General features: G+C 63.0%; 20 protein-coding genes. 7 read left to right on the top strand and 13 right to left on the bottom strand.

The genetic code is table 11. The annotated features are described in order from the left end of the window. From Q0844_RS03590 to guaA, 6 genes are all read right to left on the bottom strand, one after another. Entirely contained in the window at window positions 1–858 is an 858-nt protein-coding gene (locus tag Q0844_RS03590; protein ID WP_299045194.1) for an ATPase, read from the bottom strand. 39 nt (window positions 859–897) lie between these two features. Next, complete coding sequence (locus tag Q0844_RS03585; RefSeq protein ID WP_299042170.1) at window positions 898–1,833, bottom strand: DMT family transporter; 936 nt, start codon at window positions 1,831–1,833, stop codon at window positions 898–900. A 109-nt stretch (window positions 1,834–1,942) separates the two neighbouring features. Next, window positions 1,943–3,070: an outer membrane protein transport protein gene (locus tag Q0844_RS03580; protein WP_299042167.1), complete on the bottom strand. Its 1,128-nt coding sequence runs from the start codon at window positions 3,068–3,070 to the stop codon at window positions 1,943–1,945. Window positions 3,071–3,219: 149 nt separating this feature from the next. Then, complete coding sequence (locus Q0844_RS03575; protein ID WP_299042165.1) at window positions 3,220–4,089, bottom strand: DMT family transporter; 870 nt, start codon at window positions 4,087–4,089, stop codon at window positions 3,220–3,222. Between the two features lie 26 nt (window positions 4,090–4,115). Beyond that, complete coding sequence (locus Q0844_RS03570; protein ID WP_299042163.1) at window positions 4,116–4,967, bottom strand: hypothetical protein; 852 nt, start codon at window positions 4,965–4,967, stop codon at window positions 4,116–4,118. Window positions 4,968–4,974: 7 nt separating this feature from the next. After that, window positions 4,975–6,549: a glutamine-hydrolyzing GMP synthase gene (gene guaA / locus Q0844_RS03565; RefSeq protein ID WP_299042160.1), complete on the bottom strand. Its 1,575-nt coding sequence runs from the start codon at window positions 6,547–6,549 to the stop codon at window positions 4,975–4,977. A gap of 191 nt (window positions 6,550–6,740) precedes the next feature. Between guaA and Q0844_RS03560 the strand changes: the two genes are divergently transcribed. Continuing rightward, window positions 6,741–8,285, top strand: a complete 1,545-nt coding sequence (locus Q0844_RS03560; RefSeq protein WP_299042159.1) for a trimethylamine methyltransferase family protein — start codon at window positions 6,741–6,743, stop codon at window positions 8,283–8,285. Here Q0844_RS03560 and Q0844_RS03555 read toward each other — a convergent pair whose 3' ends face one another. Further along, entirely contained in the window at window positions 8,286–8,585 is a 300-nt protein-coding gene (locus Q0844_RS03555) for a DUF6477 family protein (protein ID WP_299042157.1), read from the bottom strand. A gap of 273 nt (window positions 8,586–8,858) precedes the next feature. Between Q0844_RS03555 and Q0844_RS03550 the strand changes: the two genes are divergently transcribed. The 4 genes from Q0844_RS03550 to Q0844_RS03535 all read left to right on the top strand — a co-directional run bounded on the left by Q0844_RS03550 (window position 8,859) and on the right by Q0844_RS03535 (window position 12,044). Beyond that, complete coding sequence (locus Q0844_RS03550) at window positions 8,859–9,998, top strand: DUF6456 domain-containing protein (RefSeq protein WP_299042155.1); 1,140 nt, start codon at window positions 8,859–8,861, stop codon at window positions 9,996–9,998. A 134-nt stretch (window positions 9,999–10,132) separates the two neighbouring features. Next, a complete protein-coding gene (locus Q0844_RS03545) occupies window positions 10,133–10,573 on the top strand; it encodes a hypothetical protein (protein ID WP_299042153.1) in 441 nt (146 codons plus the stop codon). 82 nt (window positions 10,574–10,655) lie between these two features. Then, the gene (gene lipA / locus Q0844_RS03540; RefSeq protein WP_299042151.1) at window positions 10,656–11,603 is read left to right on the top strand and encodes a lipoyl synthase; all 948 of its coding nucleotides are present in this window, start codon (window positions 10,656–10,658) and stop codon (window positions 11,601–11,603) included. A gap of 231 nt (window positions 11,604–11,834) precedes the next feature. After that, the gene (locus Q0844_RS03535) at window positions 11,835–12,044 is read left to right on the top strand and encodes a hypothetical protein (RefSeq protein ID WP_299042149.1); all 210 of its coding nucleotides are present in this window, start codon (window positions 11,835–11,837) and stop codon (window positions 12,042–12,044) included. On the opposite strand, the gene hpt is transcribed toward Q0844_RS03535, so the two are convergent. After that, entirely contained in the window at window positions 12,037–12,573 is a 537-nt protein-coding gene (hpt, locus tag Q0844_RS03530) for a hypoxanthine phosphoribosyltransferase (RefSeq protein WP_299042148.1), read from the bottom strand. The two genes, Q0844_RS03535 and hpt, sit on opposite strands and share 8 nt — an antisense overlap. Before the next feature lie 73 nt (window positions 12,574–12,646). Between hpt and Q0844_RS03525 the strand changes: the two genes are divergently transcribed. Further along, window positions 12,647–13,090 carry a type II toxin-antitoxin system RatA family toxin gene (locus Q0844_RS03525; protein ID WP_299045192.1) on the top strand — a complete coding sequence of 148 codons (444 nt, stop codon included), beginning with the start codon at window positions 12,647–12,649 and terminating at the stop codon, window positions 13,088–13,090. Window positions 13,091–13,130: 40 nt separating this feature from the next. After that, window positions 13,131–14,378, top strand: coding sequence for an MmgE/PrpD family protein (locus Q0844_RS03520; protein WP_299042146.1), 1,248 nt, complete (start codon window positions 13,131–13,133; stop codon window positions 14,376–14,378). On the opposite strand, the gene Q0844_RS03515 is transcribed toward Q0844_RS03520, so the two are convergent. From Q0844_RS03515 to ispD, 5 genes are all read right to left on the bottom strand, one after another. Next, window positions 14,360–15,541: an ammonium transporter gene (locus Q0844_RS03515; protein ID WP_299042145.1), complete on the bottom strand. Its 1,182-nt coding sequence runs from the start codon at window positions 15,539–15,541 to the stop codon at window positions 14,360–14,362. The genes Q0844_RS03520 and Q0844_RS03515 overlap by 19 nt on opposite strands. A gap of 171 nt (window positions 15,542–15,712) precedes the next feature. Next, complete coding sequence (locus tag Q0844_RS03510) at window positions 15,713–16,186, bottom strand: CinA family protein (RefSeq protein ID WP_299042143.1); 474 nt, start codon at window positions 16,184–16,186, stop codon at window positions 15,713–15,715. Then, window positions 16,183–16,677 (bottom strand): phosphatidylglycerophosphatase A, encoded by a 495-nt coding sequence (locus Q0844_RS03505; protein WP_299042141.1) that lies wholly within the window; start codon window positions 16,675–16,677, stop codon window positions 16,183–16,185. Before Q0844_RS03505 ends, Q0844_RS03510 begins: the two co-directional genes overlap by 4 nt. Next, on the bottom strand, window positions 16,674–17,153 hold the full coding sequence (gene ispF / locus Q0844_RS03500; protein WP_299042140.1) for a 2-C-methyl-D-erythritol 2,4-cyclodiphosphate synthase: 480 nt from the start codon (window positions 17,151–17,153) through the stop codon (window positions 16,674–16,676). Before ispF ends, Q0844_RS03505 begins: the two co-directional genes overlap by 4 nt. Continuing rightward, window positions 17,143–17,808, bottom strand: a complete 666-nt coding sequence (ispD, locus tag Q0844_RS03495) for a 2-C-methyl-D-erythritol 4-phosphate cytidylyltransferase (protein WP_299042139.1) — start codon at window positions 17,806–17,808, stop codon at window positions 17,143–17,145. Before ispD ends, ispF begins: the two co-directional genes overlap by 11 nt. Window positions 17,809–17,818 lie beyond the last annotated feature (10 nt).

Here is a 17,818-nt window from a genome sequence, read left to right as displayed (position 1 = left end):
TCACGCGCGCCCCAGCGCCGCGCTTACCAATTCAACAAAATCGGCCTCGCCGCGGAGCGAGGCCACCTCGTCCGCCGTCACCGTCACGCCCCACCGCGCCATCGCTTCGTACCGGGGCTGCCGGTGGGCCAGGGCCCGTGCGTAGGTCCAGCGCACAAAGGCATTGGGGTCAACCTTGTCCTCGGCCTCGCCTGTTTCGGCCAGGTACGTCGTCCAGCACTCCAGCAGGAATTCCGGCTGATAGGCCATGGGCTTGGGTGCCTTGTCAAACCGCGCGACCAGGGCCGCAGTGTGGGCGTCGTCGCCCTTGATCCAGATCGGCAAGGCCACGGAACTGAGCGTGGTCATCAGCGGATCGTTATCGTCGGCCGGGTCCACCCATTCGCAGATCGAGCCGCCAGTGTCGCAGATGAAATTCGGATACCCATAAAGCGCCTGCGCCCGTTCGGCGAAATAGCCGGTGTCCTGCAATGCCGCGATCTCGGACTGGCGGAACTGTTCCTGTCGGCGGCGGTAGTCGTTGATGGGCAATCCGCCCTTGGCCGGATCGCCGGGTTTGCCCAGATAGGTCGAGACGGGGCTGAGGTTATGAAAGGTGATGTTGGACCCGATATAGATGCTGTCCGACATCAGAAGATCGCGCAGGAACGGGACTTTCATCGCCTCGGCCTTTGCATTGTCGGCGATGCGCTCGCCCATGTACCGGGTGCCGATGCGGTAATCGATCGAATAGTGAAACCAGGTGCCGCTGTCACGCACGGTGGTGGACATGTGCGTTTTGCCCAGGCCAGACATGCCAAAGACCAGAACACGTTTGGTCGCCGCGCCGCGCCAGGCGTCCGCATCGTGGTAAAGCAGTGGTGTCATTGTCCCCGTATCCCCCGCGTTTCGGCTGTCCTAGCCGCGGGGGTGAAAGGGGTCAACGCCCGGGCGTCGCAAGAGCGTCAGGATGCGACCATCCAGAATGGCAAGGCCAAGGGCCAGGATGGCAAACCCTGCAAACGCGTTGGGGTTCAGTGTCTCGTCCCGGATCCAGGCGCCCAGCACGATGGCCACGGGCGGAATGACAAGCGTTACCAGCATCAGGTTGCCCGATCCTGCCATCGCCAGGACGCGGTAGTACAACAGGTATGCACCTGCCGTCGCGACGATGGCGTAATAGGCGATGGCAAGGATGGTGTCGCCTTGCAGGTTCAGGCTGATTGGACCGTCAACGATCCAGGCCAGGGGCAGGGTGATCACAGTCGATCCGGTCAGCATGCCCGCCGCCGCCACTTGCGGCGACAATCCCACCAGGAAGCGGCGCGCCCAGACGCTCGCCAGCGCGTAGCTGACGGTGCCCGCGATGATCGCAAGTTGCGCAAGGCTGCGCAGATCGAAGGATCGGAAATTGTCGAGGCCAATGGCCGTGGCAACACCAAGGAACCCGAGGGCCACACCGATGCCTTTGCGCACGGTGATCCGTTCATCGGCAAAAAAGAGGGCGGCGGCAATGACCCCGAAAATCGCCGTTGCGGCGTTCAGGATTGACGTGAGGCCGGTCTCGATATGCAGCTGCCCCCACGCCATGAGGCCAAACGGGATGACGTTGTTCAGCAGCCCCATGCCCAGAAAGGCCATCCAGACGCGCGGATCGCGTGGCAGCGGCAGACGCATCAGTGCCACAACCACCCACAGCACGCACATCGCCCAGAATGTGCGATGCGCCACGCTGGTGAGCGGTGAGATTTCGTCCAAAGCGATGCGGATCGACAGGAATGACGCACCCCAGATCAGCCCGAGAAGAAGCAACTCGGACCAGGCGCGGCCCGACAGTGTTTTTTGCGGTGTCATGGGCGCACCCTGTCAGTGCGGGGCACTGCACGCCACCCGGAACCTGCGCAAAGAAAAACCCCGCCCGGTGAGGGGCGGGGTTTGCCAGTCTGTCCCCGCGGGGACAGATTTAGAACTTGTATTCGAACCGCAGGCCGGCCGAGATGGCATCGTTGCCGTCAAATGAACCGCGCGCCGTGCTGGCCGTGTTCGGGATAGCGTTGCCCAGATCCGTATAGCGAATACCGCCGGCGATCGCGAAGCTATCGTTCACGTCGTACTTCGCGCCAACAGAGATCGACACCTGCCCGTTTGTCGGAGCGAGGGGTGATACAAAGTCGTCGTCGCCAAGGGTCGAGTAGCCAACCGCGAGGGAGCCAGACCACTTTTCGTTAAACCGGCGGCCCACACCAAGCGAGAAGTCATAACCGGTTTCAAGGTCGGTCAAGCTGGAACCGGTCACAGTTGTAAACCCGACTGGCGACACGTTTGTCTGGCCGTAGTTCGCCCAACGGACGTTACCGAACAGGAGTGTGTTGGCCGCGATGCCGGTCTGGAAATCCAGATTGACGGATTCGGGGGTTTCCACCTCGGTGATGCTGTTGCCGTTCAGGAACGGAACCGGCAGGCCGGATTCCGTGGTAGGCAGATCATGAGTCGTGGACGAGTTGTAGGTCAGGGCAACGCGCAGCGCGATCGCTGGGATCTCGTAAGCGGCGCCGATCACGTACCCGACGTCGCCGTCGCTGCCGAAAAAGCCATCATAGCCGTTCACCGCGCCAAAGGCGACACCGCCCAGGGTCACGCTTGCCGACACTTCCTGGTAGCGCAAACCGCCGTGGACCGACCAGTTGTCGTTGAACTTGTAACGGGCCAGGGCAGTGATCGCATAGCTGTCGACGGTCGCCCCAGTGCCACCGAGCGCCGATGTGGCCGAGCTGTTGCCGTAAAACGTATCGGCCCCATAGGGTTCGTCACCGATCAGCGCGAAGGACCACCGATCGTTCAGGTCAACTTTGATACCCGCGCCGAACGTCAGAAAGCTGTCGCCTACATTGCCGGATTCGTTCTGGACAAAGCCCGGTGCAACGAAGGTCGTCCCGGTGATTGTCGGGTCTGTGTACCCCAAGGAAAACTCGAGGTGATTGCCGTCCTGAAAAAGGACCGAGATCGATTGTCCGGAGCGATCCAGTCCGACGGCGTAAGCAGAAGTCGTTGACGCCAGCAGAGCAGCCGCCGTCAAGAAACGGAATTTCATGTCATTTCCTCCCAAAAGCGCGCGTCTATGGATGTCGAGTGGGATGCGCGTTGGGGATGTATAAGCCGGTTTCAAGGGGTCTGCGTCAATATTGACGCAGGGGCAGATGGACGCTTGTGACGGAGCGTCATGAGTTTGTGACATTCAGGTCACAGCGATTTGGCGCGCCGTGATTCCACCCAGATGTTCGCATAATTGCCCGCAAAGATGATTGCCGCACCCACAAATACCCACATATCAAGCGCTTCGCCGTAAACGAGCATTCCGATCACGGCGATGGTCGGCAGCCGAACGAAATCGATGGGAACGACCACCGTCGCAGGGGCAATCGCCAGCGCATTGGTCAGGCAGTAATGCGCCAAGAGCCCGGCGCAACCGATCAGGAAAACCCATGGTCCGGTCTGCAAGTCGGGCAGGGCGATGTCGCCATCATATCCCGCCATGACGATGCCCATGATCAGTTGCATGGCGGTCAGCCAGAACAGGATCGACGCGATGCCCTCGTGCCGGGTCAGCCGTTTGGTCAGCATGATGGTGACGGCAAAGAAGATGGCGGATGAGGCGGCGGTGACGACACCGGCGTTCACCCCCGCAAGGTCCGGGCGGGCGACAATGAGGATCCCGATGAACCCCATGATGGCGGCCAGCGCCCGTACAGGCGTCAGCCGTTCACCCAGGATCAGGGGGCTCAGGACGATCACCCAGATCGGAGACGTAAACTCAAGCGCAAAGACCTGCGCCAGAGGAATGACCGTGACGGCATAGAACCACAGGTTCTGGCCGGTGAAATGCGCCAGATTGCGCACAAGATGCATGCCAAGGCGGTCTATCCTGATGTGGCGCCACGCACCCGTGGCCGTGGCCAGGGCACAGACCATGATCACACCCACAAGGCTGCGGTACATCATGATCTCGAACGTATCGAGGCTGCCCGATACTTCCCGTCCTGCCACCGCCATGGTGGAAAAGGACGCGATCGAGCCGATCATCCAGAGCGCTGCACGCACCGTCGGGGTCATGCCCGCTGCCGGGGCGGGTGTTGATGTCACCGTTTTGCCACCAGGTGCTTGATCAGGCGCAGGCTGGGCCGGTGCCAAATCGGCGTGATGTCGACGTAATGGGGGGCGGCCCAGATCTGTCTGGGGTCCTGCGGCACATCGTCAAAGGCGTGGCCCATCAGGTCGCGCCGCACGAAATAGGCGTTGCTGCCGGTCGCCGCATTGCAGGCCACCAGTTGATAGTCGTTGCTGTCGAACAGATCGATATAGCTTTGCAGCGACGTGCCGAACCAATCGTCCCCCTGCCACGTGTGATCGGCCGCATAGGGCAGCGCGAACCGCACCGGCGGCGGAAACTTGGCGTTGTATTCGGTGATCCAGACCGCAGGCCGGTGCCCGGCCTCAAGCAGGGCGGACACAAAATGAATGTCGTTCCCGTCCAGATCCATCGAGATTAGCTGGGGTGGCGTATCCGCAAACGGAGCCAGCGCGTCGCCCACAAGCGCCGTGATGTTGTCACGATCGACCCACCCCTTGCGGTAGCACAGCGGCGAGCCTTCGGGAATGTCGAACGCGAGGTCACTGCCACCGACCCAGCCGCCCCGCCAACCTGCGGCAAGCAGGACAAGCGTGTTGTTTTCGATCCCGTCCTCGACGCCGAATTCCAGAAAAGTGCCGTTTTCGATATTCAACCGGCGCAGAATGTCGAGCGTGATGCCGTCCTCGTCATTCTGGCTGTAGCATTTCGTGCCCATCCGAGAGATCGGGTTCGGATGCGCACGGATACGCGCATCCGCCGCCCGAAGCGTGGTTTCGCGGGCCACCGTTTCCGCTGCATCCGCGGCCCGGCGGGCATGCACCTTGGTGCGCCGCTTGCGCCATTTGCTGTAGAAACTCACCGGCCTGTCACTCCCATTCAATGGTGCCCGGAGGCTTGGACGTGATGTCATAGGTCACCCGGTTGATCCCCGGTACCTCATTGATGATGCGCGTTGCTGTTTCCCCCAGAAAGTCATGGGTGAATGGATAGTAATCCGCCGTCATGCCGTCGACGGATGTGACGGCGCGCAAGGCACAGGCATAATCATATGTGCGACCATCGCCCATCACGCCCACGGTCCGCACGGGCAGGATCGCGCAAAAGGCCTGCCAGATCTCGTCATAGAGCCCGTGTTTGCGGATCTGGTCGATATAGACGGCATCCGCCTCGCGCAGGATGTCCAGCTTGGCCCGGGTGATTTCACCGGGGCAGCGGATGGCAAGGCCCGGCCCGGGGAACGGGTGGCGTCCGATGAAATGGTCCGGCAGGCCCAATTCGCGTCCCAGCGCCCGCACCTCGTCCTTGAACAACTCGCGCAGCGGTTCGACCAGTTTCAGACCCATCTTCTCGGGCAGGCCGCCCACGTTGTGGTGGGACTTGATCGTGACAGACGGCCCGCCGCTGAACGACACGCTTTCGATCACGTCGGGATACAGCGTGCCTTGGGCAAGGAATTCGGCCCCCTCGATCTGGTCGGCGTATTTCTGGAACACATCGATGAACAGGCGGCCGATGATCTTGCGCTTGGTCTCGGGGTCGGATTGCCCCTCCAACGCGCCCAGGAACAGTTCTGTCTCGTCCGCGTGGATCACCGAAAGGTTCATGTGGTCGCGGAACATGCCCACGACTTCCTGCGCCTCGTCCTTGCGCAAGAGGCCATGGTCCACGAAGACGCATGTCAGTTGGTCGCCCACGGCCTCGTGTATCAGCGCCGCGGCAACGGAACTGTCGACACCGCCCGACAGCGCGCAGATCACTTTCTTGTCGCCAACCTTTTCGCGGATACGCTCTACCGCCTCTTCACGGTAGGCGCCCATCGTCCAATCGCCCTTGAACCCGGCGAGCCGCACGAAGTTCTCGTACAGCATCGCCCCCTTGGGCGTGTGGTGCACTTCAGGGTGAAACTGCACGGCGTAGAAATGCCGCTTGGTGTCTGCGGTGATCGCATAGGGCGCATTGGGGGAGGTGCCAAAGACCTCGAATCCCGGTGCAAGCCTGGACACGTGGTCGCCATGGCTCATCCAGACCTGTTCGCGGCCATCGGCAAACCAGCCGTCCAGCAGATCAAGCTGACCTTCGGGGGTCACGAAGGCGCGTCCGAACTCGGCCGTGCCGCCACCGCCGGAAATCTTGCCGCCGTCCACCTGGCCGCCCAGCTGCTGCATCATCGCCTGCTGACCATAGCAGATGCCCAGGACCGGAACGCCCATGTCCCATACTGCATCCGGAGCCCGGGGGGAGCCCGCGCGCGTCACGCTGTCGGGGCCGCCGGACAGGATCACCGCCTTGGGTGCCATGTCGCGCAGACTGTCATCTGTCAAGTTCTGGTAGGGGTGGATTTCGCAATAGACATCAAGCTCGCGCAGGCGGCGCGCAATCAGCTGCGTCACCTGGCTGCCGAAGTCGATGATGAGAAGGCGGTCGTGGGTCTGATCGGTCATGTGCGTGCAATAGGCCCGTGGACGAGGGCTGGCAAGCGTCGGACTGGGGGCCAGCCCCCAGACCCCCGTCGTATTTTGCGTCGGAAGAAGACCGCATGTCGCTTTTTTCCCTCGGGGGGCGCTCTGGGCCTGCGGTGCGTGCTGCGATGCGGTAATCACACGGGCAAACAGGATATTCTGGGGGATGCGCCATGGCCGAAGCAGCGACACGCAGACGGGGACGCGGGGGTGGTGGTGCCGCACGGCGTGCGGAACGCAGTGCGGTGTCCTTCGAGACGGTGCGTTTCATCGAGCGCAACATTCCCAACTTCGAGGTGCTGACCGAAGAGGCGCTGGAGATCATCGAGCACAATGCAGAGACGGTTCTGGAAGAGATCGGGGTGAACTTTCCCGACAATCCCGCCGCCCTTCAGCGGTGGCGCGATGCCGGTGCGGATGTCGATGGCGAGCGGGTGCGCATTCCGCGCGGCCTGGCGCGCACGTTGTGTAAAACGGCACCGTCCTCGTACACCCAGCACGCCCGCAACCCGGCCCGCACTGTTGAGGTGGGGGGAAAGAGCCTTGTGCTCGCCCCCGTCTATGGCCCGCCTTTCGTGCGCGATGCCGATGGTGGACGCCGCTATGCCACGATGGAGGATTTCCGCAATTTCGTGAAGCTGGGCTATATGTCCAAGTGGCTGCACCATTCGGGCGGCACCGTGTGCGAACCCACGGACGTGGCCGTGAACAAGCGTCACCTCGACATGCTCCATGCGCATATGACCCTGTCTGACAAACCCTATATGGGATCGGTGACCGAACCCAGCCGCGCGCGGGATTCGGTCGAGATGTCCGAGATCCTGTTTGGCAAGGACTTTGTCCGCGACAACACGGTCATGACCTCGCTGATCAACATCAACTCGCCCATGACGTTCGATGATGTGATGATGGGCGCGCTCGAAGTCTATGCGCAGGCCAATCAGGCCTGCATCATCTCGCCCTTCATCGTGGGCGGGGCCATGGCGCCCGTGTCGGTCGCGGGGACATTGACCCAAGTGCTGGCCGAAGTGTTGGCCGGCATCGCCTATTCCCAGCTGTGCCGCGCCGGGGCGCCGGTGATCATGGGGGCGTTTGTGACGTCGATCGACATGAACTCGGGCGCGCCCACCTTCGGAACACCCGAAGCGGCGCACATCACCTACGGCGCCGGGCAGCTGGCCCGAAGGCTGGGCCTGCCGTACCGGTCCGCCGGCTCGTTCTGCGGCTCGAAGCTGCCCGACGCGCAGGCGGCCTACGAGACGTCCAATTCGCTGAACATGGGGCTCTTGGCCGGTGTGAACTTCATGCTGCATTCCTGCGGATGGCTCGAGGGCGGGCTTGTCAGCTCGTACGAGAAATTTGTCATGGATGCCGATCAACTGGGTACGCTGCACCACCTGGCTGCGGGCATCCAGATCGACGACAACGCCCAAGCCATGGATGCCATCCGCGAGGTGGGGCCGGGCGGGCACTACCTTGGGTGCGCCCATACGCAGGCGAATTTCAAACAGGCATTCTGGAAGTCCGATCTGCTGGATTACAAACCGTTCGAGACCTGGGAAGACGAAGGCGCACGGGACACGGCAGAATTGGCGGCGCACCGGGTCCGGAAGCTGCTGGGCGATTACCAGCAACCGGCCATGGACCCGGCCATACGCGAAGCACTGGACGCCTATGTCGCCGGCAAAAAGGCCGCCGAACCGGACAGCTTCATGTGATCAGGCCGCGGGTTCGGCCTGTGCGGCCCGCAGGATGCGCGCCTCGCCCACGATGGCGATCAGAATGTCGATATGGCGCAGCAGGCTGTAGGACGAATCGTCGCTCATGCGCTGGGCGTTCAATTCGCCCTCGATCTCCATGAGGCGCATCAGCGCCGCCCCGTGCCGCGGCAGCTGGCCGTAGCCCAGCAAACGCGGCAGGTGCGCGCTGCGGCGGTAATCCTCGGCACCGATTCGGGCGGCGCGCATCAACAGGCGTGGTCGGCGCAGGGCGCTCAGCATTGTCAGTATATCTTGCATTTCCGGTCTCCTTGTCGGTGCCGTGACCCGATCCCCATCGGGCGACATCTCGGTGACCATTGCACAACCTGAGCGGGTGTTGCGTGCCCTGAACGGTGCCCGCACGTTCGTTTAGCAACTGTTTATCATTTAGAAACAATGCTGCGGAATACGACGAATGTTAACGATCCGGTAATCAATGCAGCTTTAGGTTGTGTGGGTAATTTTGTGGATAACCCGGTGCGGACATGATGACGCCGGGGACCCGAAGGGGAAGAAGGACGGACACCGACTATGCGCACAAGCGATGCACTCTGCGCCACGGACCTGAACCTGCCTGATTGGGTTCCGGACGCGGCCGTACACTACCTTGCCCATACCGAAGCGGGTCTTCCGATCCGTGAACTGGCCCGCAAATCGGGCTGTCACGCCTCGACCGTGCTGCGTCAGATCAGGCGATTCGAAACGCGCCGCGACGATCCGCTTGTGGATGGCGTGTTGCGCAAACTGGGCGCATCCCTGGGTCGTTCCCGTTCGTCGGCTGCCGCTCAGCCCAGAAAGGAAGACCCGGACATGCAACATGCCTTTGCCCAGAACCACGGTCCAGACGCCATCAGGATGACCCAGGATTCGGTGCGCATACTGCGCCGTTTGTGCGAAACGGGGGCCGTTCTGGCGGTCGCCGTCGATATGGAAAAGGCGGTTGTTGTGCGCGACGGCGCCACGGGCAGCAGCACGCGCACCGCCGTGGTGGACCGCAAGGTGGCCGAGGCGATGGCGTTGCAGGACTGGATTGGCGCCGAACAAACGGGCCGCATCACACGCTACAAGATCACCCCGGCGGGCCGTACGGCACTGGCCGCGATGATGGGCGAGGTCGAGGAGACGCAGCCGGGCCTTGCCGAGGCGGCGACCCCCTTTGCCGATCAACATCGCCAGTGGGGCGAACGCACGGTGCGCGACACTGATACCGGTCAACCGCGCAAGGTGCGCTACAACCTGGCGGAATCGCCTTTGACCGCGCTTGCGCGTCGGCGGGACAAGGGCGGACAACCCTTCCTGAACGATGATCTGGTCACGGCGGGCGAACGGCTGCGCGAAGACTTTGAACTGGCCCAGATGGGCCCGCGAGTGGCGCAGAACTGGGACCGGTTCCTGACCGGCGGCGGGCGCGGCGGTTTTGCCATGGACAGTGGCGTGGGCAACGGGCCCGACGCGGCCCGTGCGCGTGTTGCCGCGGCGCTGCGTGATCTGGGGCCGGGATTGTCGGATGTGGTGCTGCGCTGCTGCTGCTACCTCGAAGGGCTCGAAAGCGCCGAAAAGCGGCTTGGCTGGTCTGCGCGTTCCGGCAAGATCGTGTTGCGCATCGCGCTGATGCGGCTCAAGCAGCATTACGACGAAACAACGGGACCCGGGGGCGGCCTGATCGGCTGACCTTCCGGTGTCTTTGAATGGCGCTGCGTTCCTCCCCGCAGCGCCATTTTTTTGCCCGCTCCGCAAAAGGTGACTTGGCATGCGCCGCGCCTCCGGGCATGCCCGGGGCCAGATGGGCGCAAGGGGGACGGCACATGACACATCACAACCGGGACGCGTTTGCGCTGTGCGTTCTGCGCCTGGGACTGGCGTGGTTCATCTTTCTGTGGGCCGCACACAAGATCATCACACCCAAGCAATATCAGGGCCTGGCGCGTCACTTTGACGGGGTGACGCTTGAGTTCTGGACCATCTACGCAGTGGCTGGTGTCCAGATCTTGATCTGTGCCCTGGTGGCGGTGGGCGCCCTGCGCTGGGTCAGCTATCCCGCCCTGGCGGTCATGCATTTCTTTACCGTGTTGCGCCGATGGGACGGGTTCCTGGACCCCTTTGCGCTGAATGACCGGGGGTTTCCCATCCACCGCAATCAGGTGATCGACCTGGCTGTGCTGGCGGCCATGATCGCGCTGATCCTGATGATCCACCGCGACCATTGGAGCGTCGGCGCATGGTGGCGCGCGCGCCACGCTGCATAGCGGCCATGCGCCGCGTGGTGTTTTCCCTGGCGTCACCTATGTTACAAACAAGTTTAACGCTGAACCATTTGGCAGAGACGTGATGCGCGACCTGAAGATACCCGAGCAGCGGCACCCTGAAAAAGCGCGGCGCCCCGACAATCCACAGCCGAAGAAACCGGACTGGATCAGGGTCAAGGCGCCTGTCAGCCAGGGCTACAAGGACACGCACAAGATCATGCGGGACAATGGCCTTGTCACCGTCTGCGAAGAGGCGGGCTGCCCCAATGTCGGCGAATGCTGGAGCCAGGGACACGCCACCATGATGATCATGGGCGAGGTTTGTACTCGCGCCTGCACCTTCTGCAACATCGCCACCGGCAAACCGCCCGAGGCCTTGGACGCGTTCGAACCGGGCCGCGTGGCCCACGCTGTCGAAAAGCTGGGGCTGAACCACGTCGTCATCACTTCGGTAGACCGCGACGACATCGAAGATGGGGGCGCTGATCACTTTGCCCAGACCATCCGGGCGATCCGGCACCGCAGCCCCGACACCACGATCGAGATCCTGACGCCGGATTTCATCCGCTGTGACCCGTCCGTACTGGAGGTGGTGGTCGAAGCACGACCCGACGTGTTCAACCATAACCTTGAAACCGTGCCGGGGCTCTATCCCGAAGTGCGCCCGGGCGCGCGGTATTTCCATTCCCTGCGCCTGTTGCAGCGGGTCAAGGAACTGGACCCGACATTGTTCACCAAATCAGGCATCATGGTGGGACTGGGCGAAGACCGGCAATCGGTGATCCAGGTCATGGAAGACATGCGCGCCGCCGACATCGATTTCCTGACCATCGGCCAGTACCTGCAACCCACGCCGAAACACCACCGTGTGGACCGCTTCGTGCATCCCGACGAATTCGCCTCCTACGAAAAAGCGGCCTATGGCAAGGGCTTCTTGATGGTCTCCGCCACACCGCTCACCCGGTCATCCTACCACGCGGGCGAGGATTTCGCGCGACTGCGTGACGCACGTCGGGCGAAATTCGCCTGATCCCCGATCCGGGTCCGCACATGCAACCCGGATATCCCTGATTTGGCTGGGTTTTCATCGAACAAGGCACCGCACCAGACACGTCTCCTACGTTGAAAGCGCCACGTGAGTACCGTAAATCGTGTGTAAAAACAATAAGATACCACCTAAAGATGTGTCAATTGACCTTGACATGCTGACCGTACGGCTCACATACACGAAAGGCGGGACAGACACGGGGAGTGTAGCCCCATGACGAACCCGAACAGCACCATCCAAAAGCTTCAGACACTGATCGACGGGCTTGACCCGCGGGTGCACGAAGTGGCGATTGCACATTTGCAGGACGCGATGGATGCCCTCGCCGCCGCGTCGCGGGACGAACCGACACGCTATGCGCGGTCGGACGTCCTTGTTGACGGGCGCGTGCAGAAAAAAGGCAAGGTGCGCCTGTTCAAGTGAACCGGACCTTGCCGATAAAGGGCAGGTTGCGATTGCGCTGCGCATAGTCGATCCCGTAGCCCACGACAAATTCATCCGGAATCTCGAACCCGGTCCAATCGGCCTTGACGTCCACCTCGCGCCGGCTGGGCTTGTCCAGCAGGGCAATGGTCCGCAGCTTGGCCGGATTGCGCCCCTTCAGCAGGCGGATGACGTGATGCATGGTGAACCCGGTATCGACGATATCCTCGACCACCAGAACGTCGCGCCCTTCAATTGCGCCGCGCAAGTCCTTGAGAATACGCACTTCCCGGCTGCTCTCCATCCCGTCGCCATAAGATGACGCCTCAAGAAAGTCGACCTCGATCGGCAGGTCCAGCTCGCGCACCAGATCCGCAATGAACACAAAGGATCCACGCAGCAGACCCACGACCACCAGCTTGTCCGTGCCTGCAAATTCGGACTGGATCTCGCGGCACAGGGCCTCGATCCGGGCGGCAATCGCCTTGGCCGAAATCATCTGATCTATGACATATGGCCGCTCTGACATGGTCATCCCCTTGATTTCGCGCCGCAACCGCGACACATCCCTGCAAACACTTGCCAAGGCCGTACCTACCTCAATGCCGACCCATTCCGAAACCCGCTTCCTGCCGTACACGGCCCAGCAGATGTATGATCTGGTCGCAGATGTCGGAAGTTACCCGCAATTCCTGCCCTGGTGCGCCGCCGCCCGCGTGCGCAAGGTGACCCCCAAGGGCGATGCCCAGGTGATGGAAGCGGACCTTGTGATCAGCTTCAAGGTCTTTCGGGAACGGTTCGGGTCCCGCGTGGTGCTGCACCCCGATGCGCACAAGATCGACACCGAATATCTGGATGGCCCGTTCCGGTACATGAAGTCCAATTGGGGCTTTGAGGACACAACGGGCGGATGCAACGTGTCGTTTTTCGTGGATTTCGAGTTCAAGAACGCGATCTTGCAAGGGATTATCGGCGTCGTCTTCAACGAGGCGATGCAGCGTATCGTGCGCGCGTTTGAACGGCGGGCGGCGGACCTGTACGGATAGCGGCGGCCTGGTCCGACCCGGCCCCTCGGGGAGGAAAGATGTGAAACAGGAACCTCTGGATATCACCGCGCTGTTGCTGGACTATGCGCGCGCCGTGCCGCCTCGGGACGTGCACGATGTGATGCGTTTGTGTGTTCTGGACTGGGCGGCCTGTGGCATGGCAGGGCACCAAGAGGGCGGATTTGGCGCCTGGGCCGCAACATTCACATCCCCCGGGCCGGCCACGCGGTTTGACGGGCATATCGGCGCGGTGGCCGATGCGGCACTGGTCAATGGCACCCTGTCCCACGCCCTGGATTACGATGACACGCATTTTGCGCATATCGGGCACCCTTCGGTGGCTGTGATTCCGGCGGCGCTGGCGGTGGCGCAGATGCGCGCCGTGGGCCTGGCCGACATGGTGGATGCCGCCCTGGTCGGGGCAGAGGCGTCCGTTGCCATGGGCCTGTGGCTTGGGCGCGGGCACTACCAGATCGGATTTCACCAGACGGCGACCGCCGGTGCGTTCGGCGCGACGGTTGCGGCGGCACGGCTTTTGGCGCTTGATCCGGACCAGACGCGGCATGCCTTGGGTCTGTGTGCGACCATGGCGTCCGGTCTCAAGTCGCAATTCGGAACCATGGGCAAGCCGCTGAATGCAGGGCTGGCGGCCCGCACGGGTGTCGAGGCGGCGATGTGGGCCCGGTCCGGCATGACGTCATCCCAGGATGGTCTGGCCGGTCCGCTGGGGTTTGGCGAAACCCATCACGGGGCAGGGGCAAACGTGCCCTTTGCCTGGCGTATGGGGGTGGTCAGTCACAAGTTTCACGCCTGTTGTCACGGGCTGCATGCCACGCTCGAAGCGGTGCGGGACGTGCCGCTGCGCGATGCAAGACAGGTCGTGGTCCACACCCATCCGCGTTGGATGAGCGTGTGCAACCAGCCCGCCCCCGACACCGGGCTGGGGGCGAAGTTTTCGTATGCGCATGTGTTGGCGATGGCCGCTTATGGTTACGACACCGGCGATATCGCCGCGTTTTCGGATGCGCGCGCACAGGATGCGGACCTGGTGGCGTGGCGGGGCAGGGTGCACGTCATTGCGGACAAGGGCCTGACCGAAATGCAGGCGCGGGTGGTTGTGGACGGCGTTGCACAATCCCATGACCTCGATGCGCCGCTTTCCTTTGAGGTCCGTCAGGCCCGCATCCACGCAAAGGCCCGCGCGCTTGTGGGCGCACGGGCCGACGAAATTTGGCAGGCCATCGATGCGGATGACCTGCAGCGCTTTGCTCAGCTGCTGACGTCGTAGGCACGTTCGCCATGCACAGCCAGATCAAGGCCGTTCACCTCGGTCTCTTCATCCACGCGCAGCGGCGTGATGATCCGCACCACAAGGATCAGCACCACGGTCACCACCACGGTGAAGACAGCGACAATCACCAGCGACCCAAGCTGTGCCGCCCAGCTGCCAGCGCCAAAGGCCGCGATCATGATCGTGCCAAAGATGCCGCCGACCCCGTGCACCGCGAAGACATCCAGCGTGTCGTCAATCTTGAGCGTGTTGCGGATCAACGTAACCGCTTCTTGGCATAGGACACCGGCAACCGCGCCGATGATCAGCGCCTCGACCGGGCCGACAAAGCCGCTGGCCGGGGTGATCGAGGCAAGGCCCGCAATGGTGCCTGTGACCATGCCCACAAGCGATGCCTTGCCGAACTTGATCCGTTCCCACAGCGCCCAGCTCAGGGATGCGGTTGCAGCAGAGATATGCGTGACGGTCAGCGCCATGGCAGCACCCCCATCGGCGGCCAGTTGCGATCCACCATTAAAGCCGAACCAGCCGACCCACAGCAGCGCCGCACCCATCATCACCATGCCGGGATTGTGTGGCGGTGTCGTCTGATTGCGCCGCGCGCCCAGGAACACGGCCAGGATCAGCGCGGCAATACCGGCCGTCTCATGCACCACGATGCCCCCCGCAAAGTCGCGCACACCTGTGTCGCCAAAGATGCCGCCATCGGCCAGCATACCGCCGCCCCAGACCCAATGCACCACCGGCGCATAGCACAACAGCATCCAAAGGGCCGAGAACAGCAGGACAAAGCCAAAGCCGATACGCTCCACATAGGCGCCCACGATCAGTGCCGGCGTGATGATGGCGAACGTCATCTGAAAGGCAAAGAACAGCACCTCGGGCAGGGTGCCCGCCAGGCTGTCCGCCGTCACGCCGCTGAGCAGCAGCTTGTCCAGCCCGCCCCAATAGCCCGTGCCGCCGCCGCCAAATGCGATGGAATAGCCCGCCACAAACCACAGGATGCTCATTAGGCACGCGATGGCATAGCAGTGCATGAAAACGCTCAGCACGTTGCGGGCGCGCACAAGGCCCCCGTAAAACAGCGCAAGGCCCGGCAATGTCATCAGCAGCACCAAGGCGGTTGCCACGATGATCCAGGCTGTATCGGCTCCGTTCATTGTCCCCTCCGGAATTTTTTGTGTGCGGGGGCTTTGACGGACAGGACATGCGGAAAAAAGAGGCGGAGCGCCCCAGAGGTGCCAAAATGAGAGGCGTTTTACGGAATGATGTAAAATTAGGCGCAATCATCCGCGCATCGCACAAAAAAGCAGCGCACTGAAAAGCGTTCGCTAGGGGCCGTGCAGCGCCTGTTTCAACAGGTTCAGCGCGTGATCCCGCGCCGCCGCCCGCACCCTGTCCCGTCCCAGGGCGCCGAACTCCACCGTCTCGGCCCGCGTGCCGTGCGGGGTTGCGATCCCGAAACAGACGCGGCCTTCGGGCTTGTGGTCGGACCCGCCCGGACCGGCAATGCCGGTGATGGACACGGCGATCTGGGCATGGGCGTGGGCCAACGCGCCCGTGGCCATCTCTGCCGCGACCTCTTCGCTAACTGCGCCATGTGCGTCCAGTGCCGCCGAAGACACGCCCAGCATCTCTGATTTGGCCGCGTTGGTGTAAGTCACAAACCCCCGGTCAACCACGGCGGAAGAGCCGGGGATGTCGGTCAACGCCGCCGCCACCATCCCGCCCGTGCAGCTTTCGGCTGTGGCAATCATGACGCCACGATCCTTTGCCAAATCAAGGACTTCCGACGCAAGGCTCACCTTAACACCACCCCATGCGCCAGCGCGGCCAGCGCCAGCACGCCGACAGCGGCAAACACCCCGGCAATCACGTCATCCAGCATCACGCCCAGCGGATCACCGCGCCGGTCCGCCCAGCCCACAAGCCACGGCTTCCAGATGTCGAACAGGCGAAAGAGGACAAAGGCCGCGATCCAACCGGGCCACATCACAAGAATGTCCAGGCCCCGATCCCACGCGGCATAGCTGAGGGGGGCCAGGGCAATCCACTGGCCCACAACCTCGTCTGCGACTATCTCGGACGGGTCGTGATCCGCGCCGCCTGCCGTCATGCGCGCCGTCGCCCACCACGCGGCACCGAAATAGACGGCCGCCGCGACGATCAGCAGCGGAAAGCCCCCCCACTGGTGCAGGGCCCAGCCCAGCGGCAATGCCACCAATGACCCCCAGGTCCCCGGTGCCGGGCGCAAATAGCCGACAAAACAGACTGTGCCTAAAATCCGGGCGATCATGGCTTGCTCAACGCCGCTGTGGCGATGCAGGCGATGCCCTCGCCCCGGCCCGCGAACCCCAGCCGTTCGGACGTGGTGGCCTTGACGGATACGCGGTCGGCCTCCAGCCCCATGATGTCGGCCAGGACGCTGCGCATCTGGGCGGCATGGGGGCCAATCTTCGGCTCTTCGCAGATCAGCGTGCAGTCCACGTTCGATATCTCGAACCCCATGTCACGGGCCAGTGCCACCGCATGCCGCAGAAAGATATCGCTGGCCGCGCCTTTCCACTGCGGGTCCGAAGGCGGAAAATGCTGACCGATGTCACCACGGGCCAGCGCGCCGTAAATCGCGTCCGTGACCGTGTGCATGCCCACATCGGCATCCGAATGGCCGACCAGACCGCGGTCATGCGGCACGTCCACGCCACACAGGGTGACGTGATCGCCGGGGCCAAAGGCGTGCACGTCAAACCCGTTGCCCAGTCTAATGTCCATCGCGTCCTCGCAATATCCGTTCGGCCCGTGCGAAATCGGCGAGCAGGGTGATTTTCAGATTGTCTTCGTCTCCGGGCACGATGGCAACCGCCAGCCCGTGGGCACGCGCAACCTCGACATCGTCGGCGGCTCCGCCGGGATGGGCCGCATGGGCCGCGCGAATGGCCTCCAGGTCAAAGCCTTGTGGCGTCTGCGCCCGAAACAGCCCGGCACGGTCCTTGGTCCCGGTCACCCGACCATCCGCTCCGGTCCACAACGCATCGGTGACGGCCAGGGCGGGGGCGGCCCCGGCGGATGTTGTCAGCGCGGCCAAAACGGCCGAAATGGTCTGTGCCGTCACCAGGGGGCGGGCGACATCGTGGATCAGGACGGTATCGGCCCCGTCCACGGCATCCAGTCCGCAGCGCACGGACGCGGCCCTGTCAGCGCCGCCGGTGACGATGGTGACCTGTTCCCGGACATCGTCCTTGATGCGGGTCACGTCATCCGTGTGCACCACCAGCACGACCTGGCCGATCTCGGGATGGGCGGCAAAGGCGTGCACCGTGCGGGCCAACACCGGAGCGCCCGCCAGCATCTGCCACTGCTTGGGCGCATCACCGCCCGCGCGTACCCCGCGTCCGGCCGCCACGATCACGGCAGCGGCGGCGGTCATTTGACGTGCT

The organism is uncultured Tateyamaria sp., assembly GCF_947503465.1.
In the GTDB taxonomy this organism is placed as follows: domain Bacteria; phylum Pseudomonadota; class Alphaproteobacteria; order Rhodobacterales; family Rhodobacteraceae; genus Tateyamaria.
This window is presented reverse-complemented; position numbering and strand designations above follow the sequence as displayed.

Excerpts from the sequence above, each read along its gene's own strand:
- Q0844_RS03585 (WP_299042170.1), bottom strand. The coding sequence starts at position 1,833 with ATGACACCGCAAAAAACACTGTCGGGCCGCGCCTGGTCCGAGTTGCTT.
- Q0844_RS03580 (WP_299042167.1), bottom strand. The coding sequence starts at position 3,070 with ATGAAATTCCGTTTCTTGACGGCGGCTGCTCTGCTGGCGTCAACGACT.
- Q0844_RS03575 (WP_299042165.1), bottom strand. The coding sequence starts at position 4,089 with ATGACCCCGACGGTGCGTGCAGCGCTCTGGATGATCGGCTCGATCGCG.
- guaA (WP_299042160.1), bottom strand. The coding sequence starts at position 6,549 with ATGACCGATCAGACCCACGACCGCCTTCTCATCATCGACTTCGGCAGC.
- Q0844_RS03560 (WP_299042159.1), top strand. The coding sequence starts at position 6,741 with ATGGCCGAAGCAGCGACACGCAGACGGGGACGCGGGGGTGGTGGTGCC.
- Q0844_RS03555 (WP_299042157.1), bottom strand. The coding sequence starts at position 8,585 with ATGCAAGATATACTGACAATGCTGAGCGCCCTGCGCCGACCACGCCTG.
- Q0844_RS03550 (WP_299042155.1), top strand. The coding sequence starts at position 8,859 with ATGCGCACAAGCGATGCACTCTGCGCCACGGACCTGAACCTGCCTGAT.
- Q0844_RS03545 (WP_299042153.1), top strand. The coding sequence starts at position 10,133 with ATGACACATCACAACCGGGACGCGTTTGCGCTGTGCGTTCTGCGCCTG.
- lipA (WP_299042151.1), top strand. The coding sequence starts at position 10,656 with ATGCGCGACCTGAAGATACCCGAGCAGCGGCACCCTGAAAAAGCGCGG.
- Q0844_RS03535 (WP_299042149.1), top strand. The coding sequence starts at position 11,835 with ATGACGAACCCGAACAGCACCATCCAAAAGCTTCAGACACTGATCGAC.
- hpt (WP_299042148.1), bottom strand. The coding sequence starts at position 12,573 with ATGTCAGAGCGGCCATATGTCATAGATCAGATGATTTCGGCCAAGGCG.
- Q0844_RS03525 (WP_299045192.1), top strand. The coding sequence starts at position 12,647 with ATGCCGACCCATTCCGAAACCCGCTTCCTGCCGTACACGGCCCAGCAG.
- Q0844_RS03515 (WP_299042145.1), bottom strand. The coding sequence starts at position 15,541 with ATGAACGGAGCCGATACAGCCTGGATCATCGTGGCAACCGCCTTGGTG.
- Q0844_RS03505 (WP_299042141.1), bottom strand. The coding sequence starts at position 16,677 with ATGATCGCCCGGATTTTAGGCACAGTCTGTTTTGTCGGCTATTTGCGC.
- ispF (WP_299042140.1), bottom strand. The coding sequence starts at position 17,153 with ATGGACATTAGACTGGGCAACGGGTTTGACGTGCACGCCTTTGGCCCC.
- ispD (WP_299042139.1), bottom strand. The coding sequence starts at position 17,808 with ATGACCGCCGCCGCTGCCGTGATCGTGGCGGCCGGACGCGGGGTACGC.